This window comes from Rhodococcoides kroppenstedtii (assembly GCF_900111805.1).
GTDB classification, from domain to species: domain Bacteria; phylum Actinomycetota; class Actinomycetes; order Mycobacteriales; family Mycobacteriaceae; genus Rhodococcoides; species Rhodococcoides kroppenstedtii.
In genome coordinates this window covers 26,687-45,533 of the sequence record NZ_FOJN01000008.1, presented here as the reverse complement: position 1 = coordinate 45,533, position 18,847 = coordinate 26,687, and the positions used below count along the sequence as shown (strand labels likewise).

Below are 18,847 nucleotides of genomic sequence, written 5' to 3'. Positions count from 1 at the left end.
TCGACAGAGTATCGGTTCTTTCGCTGGCCCAGAAACAATCGTGCGGTACGGAAACGACTCGTATATAGTTCTCCGTGACAACCGAGTCGCTCCGCAGCAGCGGGCGGTATCAGTTTCTCATCGGTCGTCGACGGGTGTCGCCGCGGGGCGCAGACAGCCGTCGTCGGACGGTGTGCACGCACATGAGGGGACCGTCGCCGGTCCGAGGTACTTCGAAGGAGTGAGCCCCGTGACGCAGTCGGCGCCCGCACCGAGCGACGCACCCGCCGCCTCCCACGATCACCTCGTGCGGAGCTCGCTGCAGCGGGCGGGTCGGCTTCCCGTCGACGCGTGGACCATCACCGATTCCGACGACCTCTTCGACGCCGGGCTGACGTCGCACGCCAGCGTCGCCGTTCTGGTCGACCTCGAGGACTCCATCGGCGCGGAGTTCCCCGACGTGTTGCTGCGCAAGTCCACGTTCGCCTCGATCGCCACCATCCGCGCCGCACTCGCCCGGGTGCTGGAGGGTACGGACGGCACCGCCGCGTCCGTACCGGGAAGCCGTCGATGACCACGTCGCACTCCGACACCGCACCTCTCCGCCTCACCGATTCCGTCCCGGAATCCGAGCCGGACAACCTGCTGCCGCGCTTCGCCCGTCGCGCCGAGGAAGTGCAGTACCAATCCCCTCGCGCGGACGAGCGCGCGACGGCACGGCTGGGCGCCCCGGCACCGCGCACGGAGCCGGTCGACGACCACGTCGCCGAGCCGATCCCCCTGCGGCCCGGGATGTCCGCACCGCGGAGCCGCGGGTCCCGGTGGCTGGCGCTGCATCTCAACGGTGTGCTCGGCGTGCTGCTCGAGACGGCGGCCCTGGTCGTCGCCCTCGCTGCGGTGCCGTTCGCCGGCAACCGCCTCCTTCTCGCCGTCCTGGTGGTGCTCGCCGTGGTGGTCCCCCACCAGCGCCGGCAGCGCCTGACCCTCTCGGTGCTCGACGACCTGCCGCGCATGGCCACCACCGTCGCCGTGGCCACCCTGATCGCCGTGGTGATCACCGCGCCCGGAACGTCCGTCGGCGGCGCCACCGCAGTGGCCGGTGCCGTGTTGGTGGCCATGATCGTGGGCCGTCAACTCTCCTACGTGGTCACCCGCCGCCTGCGCCGGTCCACCCGGTTCCAGCGGCGCACCGTGGTGATCGGCAGCGGCCAGGTCGCGGGACGACTGGTCGAGAGCATGCAGGCCTACCCCGAGCACGGACTCGCTCCCCATGCGCTGCTGGACGATTCGCCGATGCCGGCGATCGTGGCCAGCCACATCCCGGTGGAGCCGCTGGCCAACCAACTGCGGGCCTACATCGCCGTGCGGCAGATCGACACCGTCGTCATCGCCTTCTCGGCCATGCGCGAGTCCGCACTGCTCACCCTGCTGCGCGAGTGCGACCGCATGGACTGCGAGATCTTCGTCGTTCCCCGACTGTTCGAGTTCGTGTCGGTCTCCGGCGACATGGACCGACTCCACGCCATCCCGTTGGTCCGCATCCGTCGCGACGTCCACCGGTCCCTCGCGTGGGGTGTCAAGCGGGTGGTGAGCAGCGTGCTGGCCGGCCTCGCCATGGTGACGCTCGCGCCCGTCCTCGCGCTGGTGGCGCTGGCCGTGCGACTGTCCGATCCCTCGGCGCCGGTGCTCTTCCGTCAGATCCGCGTCACCGCGGACGGTCGGGTGTTCGAGTGCCTGAAGTTCCGCTCGATGAAGCCGGCGTCACGCGAGGAAGCCGACACCACCTGGAACATCTCGCAGGACGCGCGCATCGGACGCCTCGGCCGGTTCCTCCGCGCCACCTCGCTCGACGAGCTCCCGCAGCTGTGGAATGTGGTCAAGGGCGACATGGACCTGGTGGGCCCGCGGCCCGAGCGGCCGCACTTCGTGGACAAGTTCGCCAGCGAGATCCCCGGATACAGTGCGCGCCATCGTGTTCCGGGCGGACTCACCGGCTGGGCGGCCGTGCACGGACTCCGCGGCGACACCTCGCTGCAGGACCGTGCGCTGTACGACAACTACTACATCGAGAACTGGTCCCTCTGGCTCGACGTCAAGATTCTCCTGCGCACGGTGATGGCCGTGCTCCGACGGACCGGCGGCTGATCGACCATGACCTTCCGCCGCCTCGTGGTGGCGTTCACGGCTCTGCTCGCGGTGGTGATCGCGGCGGGATGGCCCGTGTACGTCCACCCGCAAGTCGATCCCCTCGAGCCCGCCGACGCCGTCGTCGTGCTCGGCGGGGAGCCCTACGCTCGCTTCCACTACGGCATCGACCTGGCCGAGAGCGGGCTCGCACCGGAGGTGGTGCTGTCCAATTCCGTCGGGCCGGACGACGTTCGCATGCAACAGATCTGCGACGGCGACTACTCGGTGACGGTCAGCTGTTTCCTCCCCGATCCGTACTCCACCAAGGGCGAGGCCGAGGAGATCGCCGCCCTGGCGGAGGAGAAGAACTGGCACCACGTCATCGTGGTCACCTACACCCCGCACCTGTCCCGCGCGCGCTTCATCGTGGAGCAGTGCTTCTCCGGCCGCGTCACCATGGCAGCCAACCCCACCTCGCAGAACATCGCCGAGTGGGCGTGGAGCTACGTCTATCAGACCGCCGGATACCTCAAGGCCGCACTCGACAGCGAGTGCACACCGACGCGAACGCCGTAGCAGCGGCGCCACCCATCCGGTGGCGTCGTCGGGGGGCTACGGCGCTCGCGTCGGCATCAGAAGCGCGGAAGCACCAACGGAGGCAACTGAATCGGCGGCGGCAGCTGGATCTGCGGCAGACCCGGGATCAGTGGCGCGGGTGCCGGAGCCGGCGCGGGTGCCGGAGCGGGCGCCTCGTACACCGGGCCCGAATCCTCGACGACGGGCGGTGCGACGGTGGTGGTCGGTGACGGCGGCGGGGGCGTCGTCGTCGGCCTCGTGGTCGTCGCCCGCGGCGTGGTGGTCACGGGCGTCGAGGACGACGTGACGTCAGCACCGGTGGACGCGTCGTCCACCGCCTGCGACGTGGTACCGCCGTAGCCCAGGACGAGGCCGACCGCCGCCGCGACGGCCAACCCGAGCGCGGCGAACAGCGGTGCCTTGGATCGTCGTCGATACCCGTCCGACGACGGCGCGCCGGTGTCACCGGACAGCCATGCCGGCGTCTCGGCCGCGCGTGGATCCGCGACCTCGCTGTAGGCCATGCCGCTCGACCGGGGAGCGTCCTCGGGCGCGGACTCGTCGGCGACCGGCCCGGGATCGACGGGCGGCCCCGGCCGAGGACCGACCGGCGCGGGACGGGCGTCGCCGACCGGCGCCGCGACGGTGGGAGCGTGCTCTCTCGGCGCCGCGACGGTGGGAGCGTGCTCGACCGGCGTCGCGGACAGGGCAGCGCCCTTGGCGGCGACCAGTTCCGGCTCGTCGGGCGTGATGGTGCGCAGCCCCACCCAGGAGGCGAGCGTGTCCCGCACCAGCGGGATTCGAGCGCCACCGCCGACCAGGACCAGCGCGTCGACGGGACGGTCGACGCGGGCGAGGACGTCGCGGGTGAGCCGCGCGGACGATTCGATCGGGACCGTCGCCATGGCGTCGAACGCCTCGCGGGAGAGCAGGATGAGGCCGCCCATCCCGGGGACGCACACCGCGCCGTTGGTGGACAGTTGCTCCTTGGCCACCCGGCAGCGCGCCTCGAACTCCCGCTCGTCGACGCCGTCGGCACCCGGCTGCTGGCGTCCGATCTGGTTGTCTCGGATGAGCGCGTCGAACAGGTTGCCGCTGACCACGAAGCTGCGCTCCGACGCCAGCACCTCGCCGGACTCCAAATCGACGACGGTGACGGACAGCCCGGAACTGCCAAGGTCGTACAACGCGACCGTCCGCAGGCCCTCCAGGTCACCGGTGGTGCGCAGGTAGTTGATCGCGGCGTGGACTTCCGGCACCAGGCGGTAGTTCGCGATGTGTTGGCGGGCCATGGCCTTGGCGACGGCGCCGGCCTGCGCATCGTCGCGATAGGCGACGCCGGTGGCCGCGATGGGGTCCGGCATGGCGGGATCGGCCAGCACCTCGCCGATGGACTGGGCGGCGAGCTGCTCGGCCGGGTCGAAGCTGGTGTCGATGACACGGTGGCGGAACCGCGCGGCCGCACCTGCGTGCACCTCGTGCACGGGGCTGGCCATGCGCACCGCACTGGTGCCCACGGACACACCGAGAACCGAGCTCATCAGCCGCCTTCGACAGTTCGCGTGCAGCGGACCGAACCACGGGCGCTGCTTTCCGTCCCGAAGTGTAACGACACACCCCAGTGGGCGTCACCCCGACGGTTTTCACCGCCCTCGGCAGACGTACGGCCCGGTTCGGCTCAGGCGTACGGTGTGCGCGCGGTTTCGGGATCGCCGAAGGTCACCGCACGCTCGCGTCGCGTTCCGGAGGCCAGCGTGGCCGCCCAGTTGATCAGGGTTCCGGCCCGATTGCGTCGGCCGGAAAGGAACGCGATGTGGATGGCGCCCCACGCCGCCCACCCCGCGAACCCCGACAGTTGGATCGGACCCGCCTGCAGCAACGCGTGACGACGAGCAATGTACGCGGCCGATCCCAGATCGCGATACCGGAACGGGGTCGAGTACCGCCGCTCGCCCTGCAGCGTCTTCGCGATCATCGCTCCGGCGTGGTGTCCGCCCTGCATGGCCACCTCGGCGACACCGGGCAGGTCGTTCAGCGAACTGACGTCGCCCACCACGTAGATCTCGGGATGGCCGGCCACGGACAGATCGGGCTGGACCGGGATGCGGCCGCCGCGATCCTGGGTGACTCCCAGAGCGCGAGCGAGAGTCCCGGCGAAGGGCACCGCCTCGACACCCGCCGTCCACAGGACGGTTCGGCAGTCGTAGGAGGTGACCTTCTTGTCCTTCTTCGTCGTCGTCTCGATGCCGTCCTCACGGACATCGGTGACGTGCACGCCCAGGTGCGTCTCGACACCGACGGCGTCCAACGTCTTCTGCGCCTTCGCCGACAGGCGCTCGTCGAAGGACTCCAGCACGCGATCGCCGCCGTGGAACAGCAGCACCCGCGCCTCACCGGGGTCGATCGCCCGGAACTCGTGCTCGAGGGCCCGCGTGGCCAGTTCGCGGATCTGCCCGGCGATCTCCACCCCTGTCGGGCCGCCGCCCGAGACGGCGAACGTGAGCCACGGGCGTCGTTCCTCGGGGGTGGGAAGCGATTCGGCCATCTCGAACGCACCGATGAGCTTGCGTCGGATCGCCAGGGCGTCGTCGACCGTCTTCATGCCCGGGGCGTGCCGCGCGAACTCCTCGTGCCCGTGATAGCTCTGCCGCATGCCCGCGGCGACCACGAGGTAGTCGTAATGCAGCTCGAACGTCGATCCGTCCATGCGCGTCGCAGTGACGGTCCGATTCTCGGGGTCGATGCCCGACGCCTCGCCGAGGGCCACATGCGTGTTCTTCTGCCGCCGCAGCAGATGGCGCAACGGAGAGGTGATCGATCCCTCGGACAGCAGTCCCGTCGCGCACTGGTAGAGCAGGGGCTGGAAGACGTGCGAGGTGCCGCGGTCGAGCACGGTGACGTCGCCGTCGACCTTGCGAAGACGTCGCGCCGCGTAGAGGCCGCCGAATCCACCCCCGATGACGACGACGGACGGGCGGCGACGCGGGAGTCGATCGGCGTCGGGGTCGGTCTGCTGCGCGGTCACCCTGGTCATCCTCCTCGGCGTGCGAACGGTGCGTCGAGGTGTACCCGGTTGCCCGCTGTCTCACCGCCCGGTGAAAGTTGCTTCTGTAACACTTCTGCCGGATTAACGATCCGTTCGGTAGGTTTCGGTACTCTTCTACCGAGATTCGGTTCTGCTTCGCGTCGCTGATCCCCCCTGTGTCTCGGGAGTTGTCCTCATGTTCCGTCTGCTGGCTCGGTGGCGGCGCCTGCCGTTCGACTATGCAGCGCTCCCCGACTACATGCGGCGACACGGGCTGCTGGATCACTACCGGCGCAGCATCGGTGGGATCGTCCTGACGATGGTCGTGGCCGGCGGAGCGCTGTTCCTCAGCCCGATCGGCCCGACCGGAGCGGCGGAGTCGGCGCTGATGATCACCGCCATGGTCGGCGGCGCCGTGGTCGCCGTGCTCTGGTGGGTGCGACCGTGGCCGACGTACCGCCAGTCGGTGCTCTTCGTCGTCTGCGCCGACCTGTTGATCTTCTGCGCTCTGCTGTCCGTGGCCGACGCGCCGACGGCGTTCACGCTGTCCACCGCGTTCCTCGTGGTGGGCGTCTACTGCGGACACTTCCTGCCGATGACAGCTCTGTTCCTCCACGTCGGCGCGACGGTGTCGGGGTCCGCGATCCTCATGGTGATCGCCGCGCGGGCGTCCGACGGTGACACGGCCCTTCTCGTCGTGCAGCTGCTGGTACTGGCCACGCTGTTCGTCTTCATGCCGTTGCTCACGCAGGTGCCGCTGTTCCACCTGCGGGACGATGCCTACCGGTCCGCCGACGACCCCCTGACCGGCGTGCTCAACCGGCGCGGCCTGCATCAGGTAGTGGCGGGGCACGGCCACATGCATCTCCCGGCCGATCACGTCGTCGGTGCCCTGGTGATCGACCTCGACGGCTTCAAGCGCGTCAACGACACCCTCGGCCATGCCGGCGGCGACGACGTCCTCCGCCGCGTCGGCGAACGCCTGCGCGCCGCCACGGACGGGTGGGCCGTCGCCGCGCGACTCGGCGGCGAGGAGTTCGGTGTGGTCGCCGCGGTGCCCGCCTCGGCGTTCCGGGACCGCTTCACCGCCGTCCACGAGGCCGTGCACTGGGGCGACGATCCCGTACCCGTCACGGCCAGCTCCGGACTCGCGTGGCAGAGCGCCGACGAGTTCCGGCGCGATCACAGCGACGTCGACAACCTGCTCCGACGGGCCGACCGCATCATGTACGACGCGAAGCGCGACGGCGGCGACCGCCTCGACATCGCGCACTGCCCTCCGGATGCTCCCGGCGACCGTCCGGCGACGCGCTCCGATTCCACGCCGCACCGGCGGCCGTACGACGACGTGGCCTGACCCGGACCCCTACACTCCGCTCATGCGCGTGCTCTACGTCTGCACCGGCAACATCTGTCGCTCCCCCACGGCCGAACGCCTCACGACGGCGTGGGCCGACGAGCTGCAGGTCGACGTCACCGCCGAGAGCGCCGGCGTGCGCGCGGTGGTCGGCCACGGCGTCGAGTCCCACGCCGCCGCCGTGCTCGAATCGCTCGGCGGCGATCCCACCGGCTTCGCCGCCCGACGGCTCACCCCTGCCATCGCGACCGACGCCGACATCGTCGTCACCATGACCGCCGGGCACCGCGACGAGGTGTTGACCGTCGCCCCGCGCACCCTCCGTCGTACCTACACCCTCCGCGAGGCCGCCGAGTTCGCCCGCCGCACCGGAGTGGTCGACCCCGCGGCCTGGTTCTCCGCCCGTGCCGCCTCCCCCGTCACCGACCTCGACATCGACGACCCCATCGGCCAGGACCCGGCCGTCTTCGAGGCCGTGGGAGAGGTCATCGCCGACTGCCTGCAGCCGCTGTTCGAGGCCTGGTACCGGGCGCGGTAGTCGGGGGCCCGCTGCGCAGCGCGGCGGGATCCGCGCGACTTCCGGTGATCCGCGTCGGCTGCAGGTGCCGCGGACTGCTGGAACTGCAGCGGATCGGCGCGATCACCCCCGCCGAACACCCCCACCACCCGCGGAAACGGCCCCGAGACCCATCCACCCCTTGTCTGCGACAGCCAGTTGCACTAACTTTGTCTGCAACACGCTGTTGCACACACCCCGGCTGCCTGCGGAGGACCCACCATGACCGCTCTGCACGAGAACCCGACCGCCTACCAGGACACGCTGCGCATCCTGTCCGAGGCGTCCGTCGAGCGTCACTTCGACGCGTTCACCGACATCCCCTGGGACGACCCCGAGTACGCGGTGGTCCCGAACGATCCGCGCTGGATCCTCCCCGAGGCGGATCCGCTCGGCGCCACGGACTGGTACCGCTCGCTCAGCACGGAGCGGCAGATCGAGATCGGGATGTACCGGCAGGCGAACATCATGAAGGTGGGTCTGCAGTTCGAGCAGATCCTCATCGCCGGGCTGATGAACTACGCCTTCCGGCTCCCCAACGGCCAGGCCGAATTCCGCTACTCCACGCACGAGGCGACGGAGGAGTGCCACCACACGCAGATGTTCCAGGAGCTGGTGAACCGCATCGGGATCGAGGTGGCCGGCGGGCCCCGCTGGTTCCGCGCCCTGGCACCGATCATGCCGCTGGCGGCCGGCCCGCTGTCCTTCGGATTCTTCGTGGGCGTGCTCGCGGGCGAGGAGCCGATCGACCACGTGCAGAAGTCGATCCTGCGCAGCGGCGAGAACCGGCACCCGCTGATCACGCGCATCATGCAGATCCACGTCGCGGAGGAGGCACGCCACATCGGCTTCGCCCACCAGTACCTGCGCCACAAGGCCCCGCGCCTGAAGACCTACCAGCGCGGCCTGATCTCGGTGATCATGCCGGTGATCATGCGCGTGCTGTGCGACGCCATCATCAAGCCCACCCCCGCCATGCGCCGTGATCTGCAGATCCCCGACCACGTGGTGGACGAGGTCTGGTGGGATGGCGAAGCATCGCGAAAGATGTTGCGCGACATGTTCGGCGACGTCCGGATGCTTGCCGACGACCTGCAGCTCATGAACCCCGTGTCCCGACGCGTGTGGCGCGCCCTGGGTATCGACGGTCGGCCCTCGCGGTTCCGCAGCGAGCCCGCGTCCGCGGCGGCCTGATGCCGCACGTCGTCACGCAGTCGTGCTGCGCCGACGCCTCGTGCGTGGTCGCGTGCCCGGTCAACTGCATTCATCCCGCCCCCGGCGAACCGGGGTTCGGCACCACGGAGATGCTGTTCGTCGATCCGGCCACGTGCGTCGGCTGCAGTGCGTGCGTGACGGCGTGCCCGGTGGGCGCCATCAAGCCCGACACGGCGCTCACCCCCGCCGAGCTGCCGTTCCTCGAGCTCAACGCCCAGTACTACCAACAGAATCCGCACGAGGACCGCACCCCGCTGGCGCTGGTGCCGAAACAGCGACGGCTCCGTCGTCCCGGCCCGTTCCGCGTCGCCGTGATCGGCGCCGGCCCGGCCGGGCTGTACACCGCCGACGAGCTGCTCCGGCATCCGGAGATCAAAACCGTCGACGTCATCGACCGCCTGCGTACCCCCTACGGCCTGGTTCGCCACGGCGTCGCCCCGGACCACGGGTCGACCAAGCGGGTGACCGAGCTGTTCGCGGCCATCGAGTCGCAGCCCGGTTTCCGCTACCGCCTGGGTGTCGACGTCGGCACGGATGTCACACTCGCGCAACTCCGTTCGGAGTACCACGCGGTGGTGTACGCCGTGGGCGCGTCGCACGACAAGCAGCTGGGCATTCCCGGCGAGCACCTGAACGGCTCCCTCGGCGCCACCGACCTGGTCGGCTGGTACAACGGCCATCCGGATCGACGCGAGCTCACCGTTCCGCTTCACCACGAGCGCGCGGTGGTGATCGGCAACGGCAACGTCGCCCTCGACGTCGCCCGCATGCTGACCCGTGACCCACAGTGGCTGGCCGAGCAGACCGACATCGCGCCGCACGCCCTGAACCAGCTGCGCCACAGCACCATCCGCGAGGTTCGTATCCTCGGACGACGGGGCCCAGCGAACGCCGCGTTCACCGTGCCGGAGCTGCTGGGCCTGAAGCAAGCCACCCACGTCGACGTCGTCGTCGAGGCCGATCCGGCCACCCTGGCCGGCACCGATCGCCACACGCGAATACTCCGGGAGTTGGCCGAGCGCCCCGCTCCCACCGACCCCGCGACAAGACGTATCGTCCTCGAATTCCACGCCGCCCCCGTCGAGATCCTCGGCGACGACCGAACGGTCGCCGTCGAGATCGCCCGCACCGGCGCCGACGGCGTCCCGACGGGCTCCACCCGCGTCGTCGACGCCGGTCTGGTGGTCCGCGCCATCGGTTTCCGGGGAACGGCCACCACGGATCTGCCCACCGACCCGGTGACCGGCATCGCCCGTCACGATCGCGGTCGCATCGAACCCGGCCTCTACGTCGCGGGGTGGGTCAAGCGGGGTCCGCGCGGGTTCATCGGCACCAACAAGACGTGCGCGCAGGAGACCGTCGAGTCGATTCTCGACGACCTCGACGCCGGCCTTCCCGCACCGACCGCGCAGCCACGACGGCGGGGTGTCGACCTGGACGGGTGGCGACGCCTCGACGCCGCGGAGACGGCGCGCGGTGCGGCGGAGGACCGACCCCGGACGAAGATCTCCGATCCTCACGAACAGGCGCGGGTCCAGGAGCCCCGAGAGGCGCCAAGGGCGCCGCGGACCAAGCGAGCATGGGGAGTCGTCCCGGCGTGAGACACTTCTGGCCACATGAGCCAGAAGACGCCCTCGCCCGCCGGCCGACCCGACGACGGTCGTAAACGACGCTGGGCGCAGCACAATGCGGACCGCCGCGCGCAGGTGATCGACGCGGCGCTCGCGGTGCTCGACCGGAACGACGATCCGGGTGGTCCGGTGACGGCCCAGCAGATCGCGGACCAGGCGGGGATCCACCGCACCGGGATCTACCGTTATTTCGAGGACAAGACCGACCTCGACGTCGCCATCCAGCGCGAGATCTGCGACCGGCTGCAGGCGGATCTGAGCCGCGCGGTGGTCCTCGAGGGCCAGGCGCGCACCGCCGTGCACCGCGTGGTGGACACCTACGTGCGATGGGCGGTGGCTCACCCGTCGTGGACACGATTCGCCGAGCGCGCGGTACCGGGGGCCACCGAGAACCCGATGGCGGACGTCATCGGCCGGATCGCCGAACTCATCGAGTTCGCCGTCGACGGCTTCCTCGCCCTGGTGGGCGCGAAACTCGACCCGGACGATCAGCGGCTCACCGGCCCGTGGGTGGCGGGTCTGATCTCGGGTTGTATGGCGTCGGTGCGCGCCTGGGAGGGACAGGGCCCGAACAGCGTTGCCCTGGATCAGGTGGTCGCGTTTCTTTCCGACACGGTGTGGATCCAGATTCTCGGATTGGCGTCCTCGCGCGGCATCACGATGCCGGAGACGCCGTTGGAGGCATTGTTCACCGATCCGGAATCCACCACTTCTCGCTGACATTTCGCCCATTTCCCTGGCGTTCCGGCTATACCATTCCGCAATGGTGAAGCGTCGCCTCGCAGGTCTGACGTTCTTCGTCGCGGTGGCTGCGTTCGTCGGATTCACCACCGCCCAGTACGCGCGGGCGTTCGACGAGTCGATCCGGGTGCGCCTGGTCCTCGACGACGTCGGCAACGCTCTCCCCTCAACGCGGACGTCAAGGTGCGCGGCGTGCTGGTGGGCGACGTGCGGGAGACGGCGACGGAGGACGGCCGGGTGGTGGCGTCTCTGTATCTCGACCCGGCACAGGCGGAACGGATCCCGTCCACCGTCACAGCCCGGCTGCTCCCGAAGACGCTGTTCGGCGAACGCTACGTGGCCCTGCAGATTCCCGAGAACCCCGGCCGCACGGGTCTCATCGACGGCGCGGAGATCGAGCAGGACCGCACCGGCAACGCCGTCGAGGTGGGCCGGGTGCTCGATTCCGTGCTGCCCCTGCTCGAGGCGATCCCGCCGGAGGACCTCTCGTCCACCCTCGGCGCGTTGGCGTCCGCACTCGACGGCAACGGGGAGCAACTGGGTCGCACCATCGATCGGCTGGATACCATCGTCACCGAGCTGGCGGGAGAGATCCCGACCATTCGCGAGGATCTCCGCGGTCTCGCCGACCTGTCCCAGACCTATTCCACGGCCGCACCGGATCTGGTCGCCGCATTGGACGATCTGCGCATTTCCACGGGAACGGTGGTGGAACGGCGCAGCGACGTCGACACCCTGCTGCGTAGCGCAGCGGGCGCCTCGGGATCGCTGGCCGATCTGGTGAACACCAACGCCGAGTCGATCGTGTCCTTCGCCGCCGATTCGCGCGGGGCCGTGGAGCTGCTGGCCGAGTTCTCCCCCACCCTGGCGTGCGTGCTGCCGAAGTTCGCCGCGCTCTACCCGGAGGCGCAGCGCATTCTCGGGGTGAACGAGACGTACCCGGGCGCCCGCGCCACCATCAACTTCGTCAACCCCCGCGGCCGCTACCTGCCCAATCAGGACGAGCCGCGCCTGTTCGACGACCGGCCGGGCAGTTGCTACGACGACGTCACGGCACCCGGCACGTTCTTCCCCCAGTACCCCGGCAGCGGCATCAACGACGGGTCCTACGCGGTGCCGTCCCGGAACCCCGGTCCCACGACCGTGACCACCGTGAGCCCGCCGCAGTTCTCACCGCTCCCCGCAGCAGCCACCCAGTACGCCGGGTCGCAGCTCGAACGCGACACCCTCGCCGTCGTCTACGGGCAGGGCAGCGGACTGGATCCGCAGGACGTGCCCGGCTGGGCCGCGCTCGTCGGTGCACCCGCCCTGCGCGGCAGCGACGTCCGGATCAGGTGACCCGTCAGGACGTGCGCGGCGGAACCGAGGTTCCACGCCGGAAGCGCGGTCCGGGCTCGCTGCGCGGCGGCGGGGCGGGCTCGGTGCGCGGCGGTTCGGGTACGGCCGCGGGCGCCTGCGGACGCAACGCGGCCTCCTGGCGCGGCGCGTCGGCGTCGGTCTCGTAGTAGTGCCGGTAGTCGTAGTCCTTGCGCCCCTTGTTCGGCGTCATGGTGAGGATGACGCCGAGGACCGGCGCGCCGACCTGCGCGAGATTGCCGAGGGCGCGGCTGATCTCCTCCCGCTTGGTGTGCCCGTGGCGGGCGACCACCAGGGCGCCGTCGGCGTGGGCGGTGATGACGGACGCGTCGGTGACGGGCAGCAGCGGCGGCGCGTCGACCACCACGTAGTCGAATCGGCTGCGCAGCGTGGCCATGACCGTGCGGGACGCCTCGGATCCGAGCAGCTCGGACGGGTTGGGCGGCAGGGGTCCGGACGCGAGCACGTCGACGCCGGGGAACTTGGTGGGCTGCAGGACGTCGTCCACGTCGGCCTGTCCGGACAGGATGGTGGACAGTCCGACCGATCCCACCAGGCCGAGGTACTTGGAGACGCGGGGCCGGCGGAGATCGCCCTCGACGAGCACGACGCGGTGCCCGGCCTCGGCGAGGACGAGCGCGAGGTTGACGGCCGTCGTCGTCTTGCCCTCGCCGGGAACGGCGGAAGTGACCACGAGCACGCGCGGCGGCGAGTCCACCTCGAGGAACTGCAGATTGGTGCGCAGCTCCCGGAACGACTCGGCGGTACCGGAAGAGGATTCGGCGAACGAGAGCGCGTTCTCCTCCTTGATGGTCTTGTCGAACGGCACCACGCCCACCACGGGACTGTCGCTGAGGCCCGCGAGTGTCTCGCGGTCCTTGACGGTGTTGTCGAGCCGGTCGCGGATCACCGCGAGGGCGATGCCGAGCAGCAGACCGACGGCGATGCCGAGCGCGAGGTTGCGGGTGGTCTTCGGTGAGATCGGCGCGGCCGGCACCTGCGCCGGCTCGACGACGCTGACCTGAGCGAGCGCGGCGCCGCCGCCGGGCGGGGTCTCGAGATCGTCGACGAAGTCCACGAACGTGGTGCCGATGCCGTTGGCGAGGTCGCGGGCGGTGACGGCGTTCGCATCGGACACGCACGTGTCGATCAGCACCGTGTCGGGCGAGGAGGTGGTGCGCACCTTCGACGCGAGCTGCGCCGGGGTGAGCGAGAGTCCGAGAGCGTCGACCGTGCGGGCCGCGACCGCTTCGCCGCCGAGCAGCTGGGTGTAGGACGCGACGCGCTGCTGCGAGGCCAGGTTGCCCTGGTAGACCTCGGTGACCGAGGACGACGACGATCCGGTTGAGACGTAGAGCCGGGTGCAGGCCTCGTACACGGGCGTCGAGACCAACGAGAACACGAGGGACGCGGCGGCGGCGACGACCGTCGTCAAGGCGATGACGATCCACCGCGCGCGCAGGATTCTGACGTAATCCGATATCTCCACCGACTGCTCCTCGTCCGGGTCTCCCCACCGCGTCGAGGACGGGCGTGACGCCGCGGAACTCGATCGTGTTCGGCTCACCCTATCGACTGGGCGGGGTGTGAGCACCTCGAGCACACCGGTCGGTACCCGGCCCCGAGACCCGCATCGATAACCGGAAACTGCCCTGTTTTCCCGCCGCATTACCCCCGAGCACGGGCGTCCGCTGTGAGACAGTTTTCCCCGTGAGCAAGCTGGACCGTACCGATGCGCGGCTGTTGTTGACCCTGTGCGACGTGCCGCGCGCGACGGGCGTCCATCTGGCGTCGTTGCTCGGTCTCGCGCGAAACACGGTGCAGGCCAGGCTTGCACGTTGGGATCAATCACAGGTGCTGGGCCGCATCGATCGATTGGTCTCACCCCGGGATTTGGGTTATCCCCTGCGCGCCTACGTCGGAGCGGTCACCGATCAACACCGACTCGAGGCCGTCATCGATCGATTGCGCGACATTCCCGAGGTGACCGAAGTGGTGGGGGTGTCCGGCGAGGCGGATCTCCACATCGGGGTGTCCGCGACCGACGCGGACGATCTCTATCGCGTCGCCGGCCTCATTCTGGCGGTGCCCGGCATCGAACGCACGACCGTCTCGGTCATCATGCGCGAGGCCATTCCCTATCGCACCAAGCCACTCATCGAGCGTCTCGCCGACGACGACGGGAGGACGTCGCGATGACGCCGCCGGCGGATCGCCGGTTCACCAAGGACACTCCCGACCAGCCCGCGATCGTCGACCTGGTGCGTCGGCGCATCGCCGTGCTCATCACCGCGTTCGCGCTCCCCGGTGCGTTGCTGATTCTCGGCTCTCCGGCCGGGCCCGCGCCCGGCGCGCCGCGCATCGCCGCCGTCGGCATCCTGCTCAGCACCGTGCCGGTGTCCCTGATCGTCTACCGCACGCGCACGGCCTTCCTGTGGTTCAACAGACCCAGCCGTCAGGCGGCTCTGGCCCTGGCCTTCACCGTCTACGCCGACGTCGGGACCGCCGCCTTCCTGCTGCTCTTCCGGGACCAGGGCACGGCACTCTTCGGCTGCGCATTGTTCGCCGTCGTCTCGTCGTTCGTCGCGTTCTTCGGAACGTCCGTCGCCGTCGGCTTCCACGTCGTGGCGACGACCGCGGTCATCCTGATCATCACGCTGCGCGCCGCGATGGACCCGGCGGCGGACACCCTGGCCCTCGCCGCCGCGGGCGTGTCGTTGTGGCTGGCCGTCAACGGCACGATGACGGTGATCAGTCAGACGTCCGCCACGTTGCACAGCAACCTGCGCACGCAGATCGGGCGCGCGCAGACCGACCCGCTGACCGGCCTGCTCAACCTGCGCGGTCTCGAGCAGATGGTCCTCCGGCGGGTCGACGACGACGTGGCCCTGGGCTTCCTGCTCGTCGATCTCGACCACTTCAAACGGGTCAACGATCTGCACGGCCACCTCGTCGGCGACGAGGTGTTGGCGCTGGCCGCGTCCCGCCTGGCGACGTTCGTCGGCGACGACGGCCTGGTCGCGCGGCGAGGCGGGGAGGAATTCCTGGTGGTGATCACGGCGAAGAACGTCGACGCGGCCGAACTGGTCGACCGTGCCGAGTCCGCCCGGCACCGCCTGCACGTGCCCACCGACGCGGTCCCCATCACCGCCAGCGTGGGCGCGTCGTTGGTGACGCCGGACGACGTCGCCGAGCAAGACGTCCGGTCCACCATCCGCCTCGGGATGCACCGCGCCGACATCGCGATGTACCGGGCCAAGAGCGCGGGACGAGACAACGTCCAGTTTCACGGCAGCCCCCGGGGGTAGCCGACCGGGGTGAGCGCGTCGGGGACCAAGGACGGCACCGGTACGGTGCGTATCGCGGCGGACCCGGGCTTCGCCACCGCCGTCGCCGAGAAGGTCACGGATCGCCTCGACGGGCATCGGCTCGCGTCGGGCACCGTGCTACGGGCGGAGTCGGTCTCGCTCCCCCTGCCGCCCGTCGAGAGCGGGCGACCGGACATGGAGACATGGGCGTCGCTGCTCGCGACCGGCGGGTCGGACGAGGGTCAGGCCGAGACGATCACGGTGTGCGTCTCCGAGATTCCCCGGCGGGTGGGGTCGCGCCCCGTACTCGCCGAGATCGTCGGCACCTCGATGGTGGTGCTCTACGTCCCCTCGTTCGGCATGCGCGCCGTGGCCCGCCGGGCCGGCGCCGTGGCGCTCACGGCGATCGACTCGATGCGTCGGCGGGACGACGAGACGGACGACGGCAGCGCAATCGCGCCCGATCACCCCACTCCCGCCACGGGTCTCGCGCACTGGGCCGTCGATTCCGGTCACGACATCCTGGTGGCCCCGGCGCTGCTCGGCCGAACCCGGATGGTGGCGGGCATGATTCGCACCAACCGGCCGTGGCGCTTGGTGCCGGCACTGTCCGGTGCGTTGGCCGCCGCGACCGCGACGTCGGCGTTCGGTGTCTTCTACTCGAGCATCTGGCAGATGGCGGCGTCGATGTCGATCCTGCGGCTCATGTGGGTCTCCGTCACCGCCCTCGCGCTCATCACGGCGTGGCTGATCCTGCCGAACGGGTTGTGGGAGCGGCGAACTCGTCGCCAGACCGGTGTGGACCGCGCCATGTACAACATGGCCACCCTGGCCACGGTTCTCGCGGGCGTGATGGTCATGTATGCCGCGTTGTTCGTCGTGGTGGGAGCGGCGTCGGCCGTGGTGATCTCTCCCGAGTTCCTGTCCGAGCAGATCGGCCGCGAGGCCGGGGCCGTCGACTACGTGCGGCTGGCCTGGCTCGCGGCCTCGCTGGGCACGGTGGCCGGTGCGGTCGGGTCCACGGTTGCCGACCAGGAGCAGATTCTCGGCGCCACGTTCGGCCATCGTGAAGCAGCGCGGCGACGAGCGGCCAAGAGTCGGCTCGGCACCGACTGACGGACGGGTCGACTGCGGGCTACCGGCCGATGCCCGAGCGCAGCAGCCGCCACGGAACCGCGGCCGACTCCAGCTGTACTGCCAGGCTCATCTTCGACGTGCCGTCGACACGTTCCTCGAAGCGGATGGGGACCTCGGCGATGCGCAGGCCGTGCTTGATGACGCGGTAGTTCATCTCCACCTGGAAGGCGTAGCCGTTGCTGCCGACCGACGCCACGTCGATGGTACGCAGGGTCGACGCGCGCCAGGCCTTGAAGCCGGCCGTCGCGTCCCGCACCTTCAGCCGCAGGATGGCGTTCACGTAGAGATTGGCGAACTTGGACAGGGCCTTGCGATGCCACGGCCAATCCTCGGCGACGGCGCCGCCGGGAACGTAGCGGGAGCCGAGGACGACGGCGGCATCGGTGGTGCGCAACTCGGCCACCATGCGCGGGATGGCCTCGCAGGGGTGCGAGAGGTCGGCGTCCATCTGGATGACGATGTCGGCGCCGTCGTCCAGGGCCCGCACGATGCCGGCGACGTACGCGCGGCCGAGGCCGTCCTTGGTGGTGCGATGAAGAACACTCACCGGGATGGCGGCGTCGCGGCTCAGCTGCTCCGCCACGTCGCCGGTGCCGTCGGGCGATCCGTCGTCGACGACGAGCACTCCCAGGTTGGGCAACTGCAGGTCGGTGAGCATGCCGACGAGCTTGGGGAGGTTCTCGCGCTCGTTGTACGTGGGGACCACGACGGTGATGCGGGGGTCTGTGGGGGCTTCCGACACCGTGGAATGGTGATCGATCGGCTCGCGAATCGCAAGAACCGGACATACGGCACGGTTCGCGGCGCGGTCCCGCTCGTCTGGTTCTCGGCGCTGCGTCGAACCGGTCGTGGTGAGATGAGTACCGAGAACGAGTCCGATTTTCCGAGCGTGAACAGGAGCAGGAGCATCATGACGATCGACGTCCATCGCGCCATCGCCGAGACGGCACGGCAGATGCACGCCACCGGGGTCGGCGAGGAGGGCGGCGAGGGCCGTGTTCTCGACGCCATCACCGCGGGCGCGATCGAGCACGTGCCGGGCGCGCAGTACGCCGGCGTGCTGTTGGTGAGCAAGGACAAGACGTTCCGGACGCTCGCGCCGACGGATCCGCTGATGAACACGCTCGATCGGCTGCAGAAGGAGACGGACCAGGGTCCGTGCCTGGAGGCTGCGTGGGAGCAGCCGATGGTGCGGGTGGACGAGATCGAGTCCGACCCCCGGTGGCCGGACTTCTCGGCGCGGGTGGTCGCGGAGACGCCCGCGCGGTCGTCGATGTCGTTCCAACTGTTCACCCACCAGGGCTCACAGGGCGCGCTGAACCTCTTCTCGAACGCGGTCGGGGCGTTCGACAACGACTCCGCCGAAATCGGCCTGGTCTACGCCACCCATGCCGCCCTGGCTCTCCATGCGAGCAAGCAGTTCGGCGGGTTCGCCAGCGCCATCGCTCGGCGCGACGTGATCGGTCAGGCCAAGGGCATGATCATGGTGGAGTACAAAGTGGACGCCGTGCAGGCGTTCGAGATGCTGCGCAAGCTCTCCCAGGACACCAACACCCCGGTGGTCACGCTGGCCGAGCAGGTGGTGGAGTCGCGGCTGCAGTAGCCGCGCCGCGCGTCAGGCCGCGTGGGTGGTCTTGGGCGGGTTCACCGTCGTCGACGTGACGTCCTGCTGCGCCGGCTTGGCCGGGAACAGGTGCAGCCACGGGCTCAGCGGGTAGCGACGAAGAAGGGCCGCATGAAGGCCGGTATGGGGGCGCCGCATCTCGTGCTCCTGGGGTGGAAGTCTCCGTTTTGGGGAAAGGTACCGTTTCCGACTCCGTTCCCTGGTTGTTCTTCGGT

17 protein-coding genes and 1 pseudogene are annotated in these 18,847 nt (G+C 69.9%); 13 read left to right on the top strand and 5 right to left on the bottom strand.

The window, feature by feature from the left end:
- Nucleotides 1-229: 229 nt before the first annotated feature.
- From BMZ18_RS10690 to BMZ18_RS19375, 3 genes are read left to right on the top strand one after another with little or no spacing between them, the layout of a single operon-like run.
- Nucleotides 230-553 carry a phosphopantetheine-binding protein gene (locus BMZ18_RS10690; protein ID WP_371828499.1) on the top strand — a complete coding sequence of 108 codons (324 nt, stop codon included), beginning with the start codon at nt 230-232 and terminating at the stop codon, nt 551-553.
- Nucleotides 550-2,124 carry a sugar transferase gene (locus tag BMZ18_RS10685; RefSeq protein ID WP_139203919.1) on the top strand — a complete coding sequence of 525 codons (1,575 nt, stop codon included), beginning with the start codon at nt 550-552 and terminating at the stop codon, nt 2,122-2,124. Before BMZ18_RS10690 ends, BMZ18_RS10685 begins: the two co-directional genes overlap by 4 nt.
- Nucleotides 2,125-2,130: 6 nt before the next feature.
- Nucleotides 2,131-2,682 carry a YdcF family protein gene (locus tag BMZ18_RS19375; RefSeq protein ID WP_068103378.1) on the top strand — a complete coding sequence of 184 codons (552 nt, stop codon included), beginning with the start codon at nt 2,131-2,133 and terminating at the stop codon, nt 2,680-2,682.
- Nucleotides 2,683-2,738: 56 nt separating this feature from the next.
- Here BMZ18_RS19375 and BMZ18_RS10675 read toward each other — a convergent pair whose 3' ends face one another.
- Both BMZ18_RS10675 and BMZ18_RS10670 read right to left on the bottom strand, forming a co-directional pair.
- Nucleotides 2,739-4,223, bottom strand: coding sequence for a DUF7159 family protein (locus BMZ18_RS10675; protein ID WP_068361120.1), 1,485 nt, complete (start codon nt 4,221-4,223; stop codon nt 2,739-2,741).
- A 137-nt stretch (nt 4,224-4,360) separates the two neighbouring features.
- Nucleotides 4,361-5,707, bottom strand: a complete 1,347-nt coding sequence (locus tag BMZ18_RS10670) for an NAD(P)/FAD-dependent oxidoreductase (RefSeq protein ID WP_244516489.1) — start codon at nt 5,705-5,707, stop codon at nt 4,361-4,363.
- Nucleotides 5,708-5,903: 196 nt separating this feature from the next.
- On the opposite strand from BMZ18_RS10670, the gene BMZ18_RS10665 reads away from it, so the two are divergent.
- The 6 genes and pseudogenes from BMZ18_RS10665 to BMZ18_RS10640 all read left to right on the top strand — a co-directional run bounded on the left by BMZ18_RS10665 (nt 5,904) and on the right by BMZ18_RS10640 (nt 12,545).
- The gene (locus BMZ18_RS10665) at nt 5,904-7,064 is read left to right on the top strand and encodes a GGDEF domain-containing protein (protein ID WP_068361115.1); all 1,161 of its coding nucleotides are present in this window, start codon (nt 5,904-5,906) and stop codon (nt 7,062-7,064) included.
- 22 nt (nt 7,065-7,086) lie between these two features.
- Nucleotides 7,087-7,602, top strand: coding sequence for an arsenate reductase/protein-tyrosine-phosphatase family protein (locus BMZ18_RS10660; RefSeq protein WP_074922161.1), 516 nt, complete (start codon nt 7,087-7,089; stop codon nt 7,600-7,602).
- Nucleotides 7,603-7,842: 240 nt separating this feature from the next.
- Nucleotides 7,843-8,814 carry an AurF N-oxygenase family protein gene (locus tag BMZ18_RS10655; RefSeq protein WP_068103388.1) on the top strand — a complete coding sequence of 324 codons (972 nt, stop codon included), beginning with the start codon at nt 7,843-7,845 and terminating at the stop codon, nt 8,812-8,814.
- Nucleotides 8,814-10,436, top strand: coding sequence for an FAD-dependent oxidoreductase (locus tag BMZ18_RS10650; RefSeq protein WP_068361132.1), 1,623 nt, complete (start codon nt 8,814-8,816; stop codon nt 10,434-10,436). The genes BMZ18_RS10655 and BMZ18_RS10650 overlap by 1 nt, the downstream gene beginning before the upstream one ends.
- A gap of 15 nt (nt 10,437-10,451) precedes the next feature.
- Nucleotides 10,452-11,186, top strand: coding sequence for a TetR/AcrR family transcriptional regulator (locus BMZ18_RS10645; RefSeq protein ID WP_068361107.1), 735 nt, complete (start codon nt 10,452-10,454; stop codon nt 11,184-11,186).
- Between the two features lie 43 nt (nt 11,187-11,229).
- A pseudogene (locus BMZ18_RS10640) lies at nt 11,230-12,545 on the top strand (MCE family protein).
- 4 nt (nt 12,546-12,549) lie between these two features.
- Here the strand turns inward: BMZ18_RS10640 and BMZ18_RS10635 are convergent.
- Complete coding sequence (locus BMZ18_RS10635; protein WP_068361104.1) at nt 12,550-14,052, bottom strand: tyrosine-protein kinase domain-containing protein; 1,503 nt, start codon at nt 14,050-14,052, stop codon at nt 12,550-12,552.
- A 221-nt stretch (nt 14,053-14,273) separates the two neighbouring features.
- On the opposite strand from BMZ18_RS10635, the gene BMZ18_RS10630 reads away from it, so the two are divergent.
- The 3 genes from BMZ18_RS10630 to BMZ18_RS19700 are packed head-to-tail and all read left to right on the top strand — an operon-like array spanning nt 14,274 to nt 16,987.
- On the top strand, nt 14,274-14,762 hold the full coding sequence (locus BMZ18_RS10630) for an Lrp/AsnC family transcriptional regulator (protein ID WP_068361101.1): 489 nt from the start codon (nt 14,274-14,276) through the stop codon (nt 14,760-14,762).
- Nucleotides 14,759-15,871, top strand: coding sequence for a GGDEF domain-containing protein (locus tag BMZ18_RS10625; RefSeq protein ID WP_068361097.1), 1,113 nt, complete (start codon nt 14,759-14,761; stop codon nt 15,869-15,871). The genes BMZ18_RS10630 and BMZ18_RS10625 overlap by 4 nt, the downstream gene beginning before the upstream one ends.
- A gap of 9 nt (nt 15,872-15,880) precedes the next feature.
- Nucleotides 15,881-16,987, top strand: coding sequence for a hypothetical protein (locus BMZ18_RS19700; protein WP_082894900.1), 1,107 nt, complete (start codon nt 15,881-15,883; stop codon nt 16,985-16,987).
- A gap of 19 nt (nt 16,988-17,006) precedes the next feature.
- Here the strand turns inward: BMZ18_RS19700 and BMZ18_RS10615 are convergent, their stop codons facing one another.
- Entirely contained in the window at nt 17,007-17,750 is a 744-nt protein-coding gene (locus tag BMZ18_RS10615; RefSeq protein WP_068361096.1) for a polyprenol monophosphomannose synthase, read from the bottom strand.
- 168 nt (nt 17,751-17,918) lie between these two features.
- Between BMZ18_RS10615 and BMZ18_RS10610 the strand changes: the two genes are divergently transcribed.
- Entirely contained in the window at nt 17,919-18,611 is a 693-nt protein-coding gene (locus BMZ18_RS10610; protein WP_068361126.1) for a GAF and ANTAR domain-containing protein, read from the top strand.
- A gap of 12 nt (nt 18,612-18,623) precedes the next feature.
- Here the strand turns inward: BMZ18_RS10610 and BMZ18_RS19695 are convergent, their stop codons facing one another.
- The gene (locus BMZ18_RS19695; RefSeq protein ID WP_156511594.1) at nt 18,624-18,770 is read right to left on the bottom strand and encodes a hypothetical protein; all 147 of its coding nucleotides are present in this window, start codon (nt 18,768-18,770) and stop codon (nt 18,624-18,626) included.
- Between the last annotated feature and the right edge of the window lie 77 nt (nt 18,771-18,847).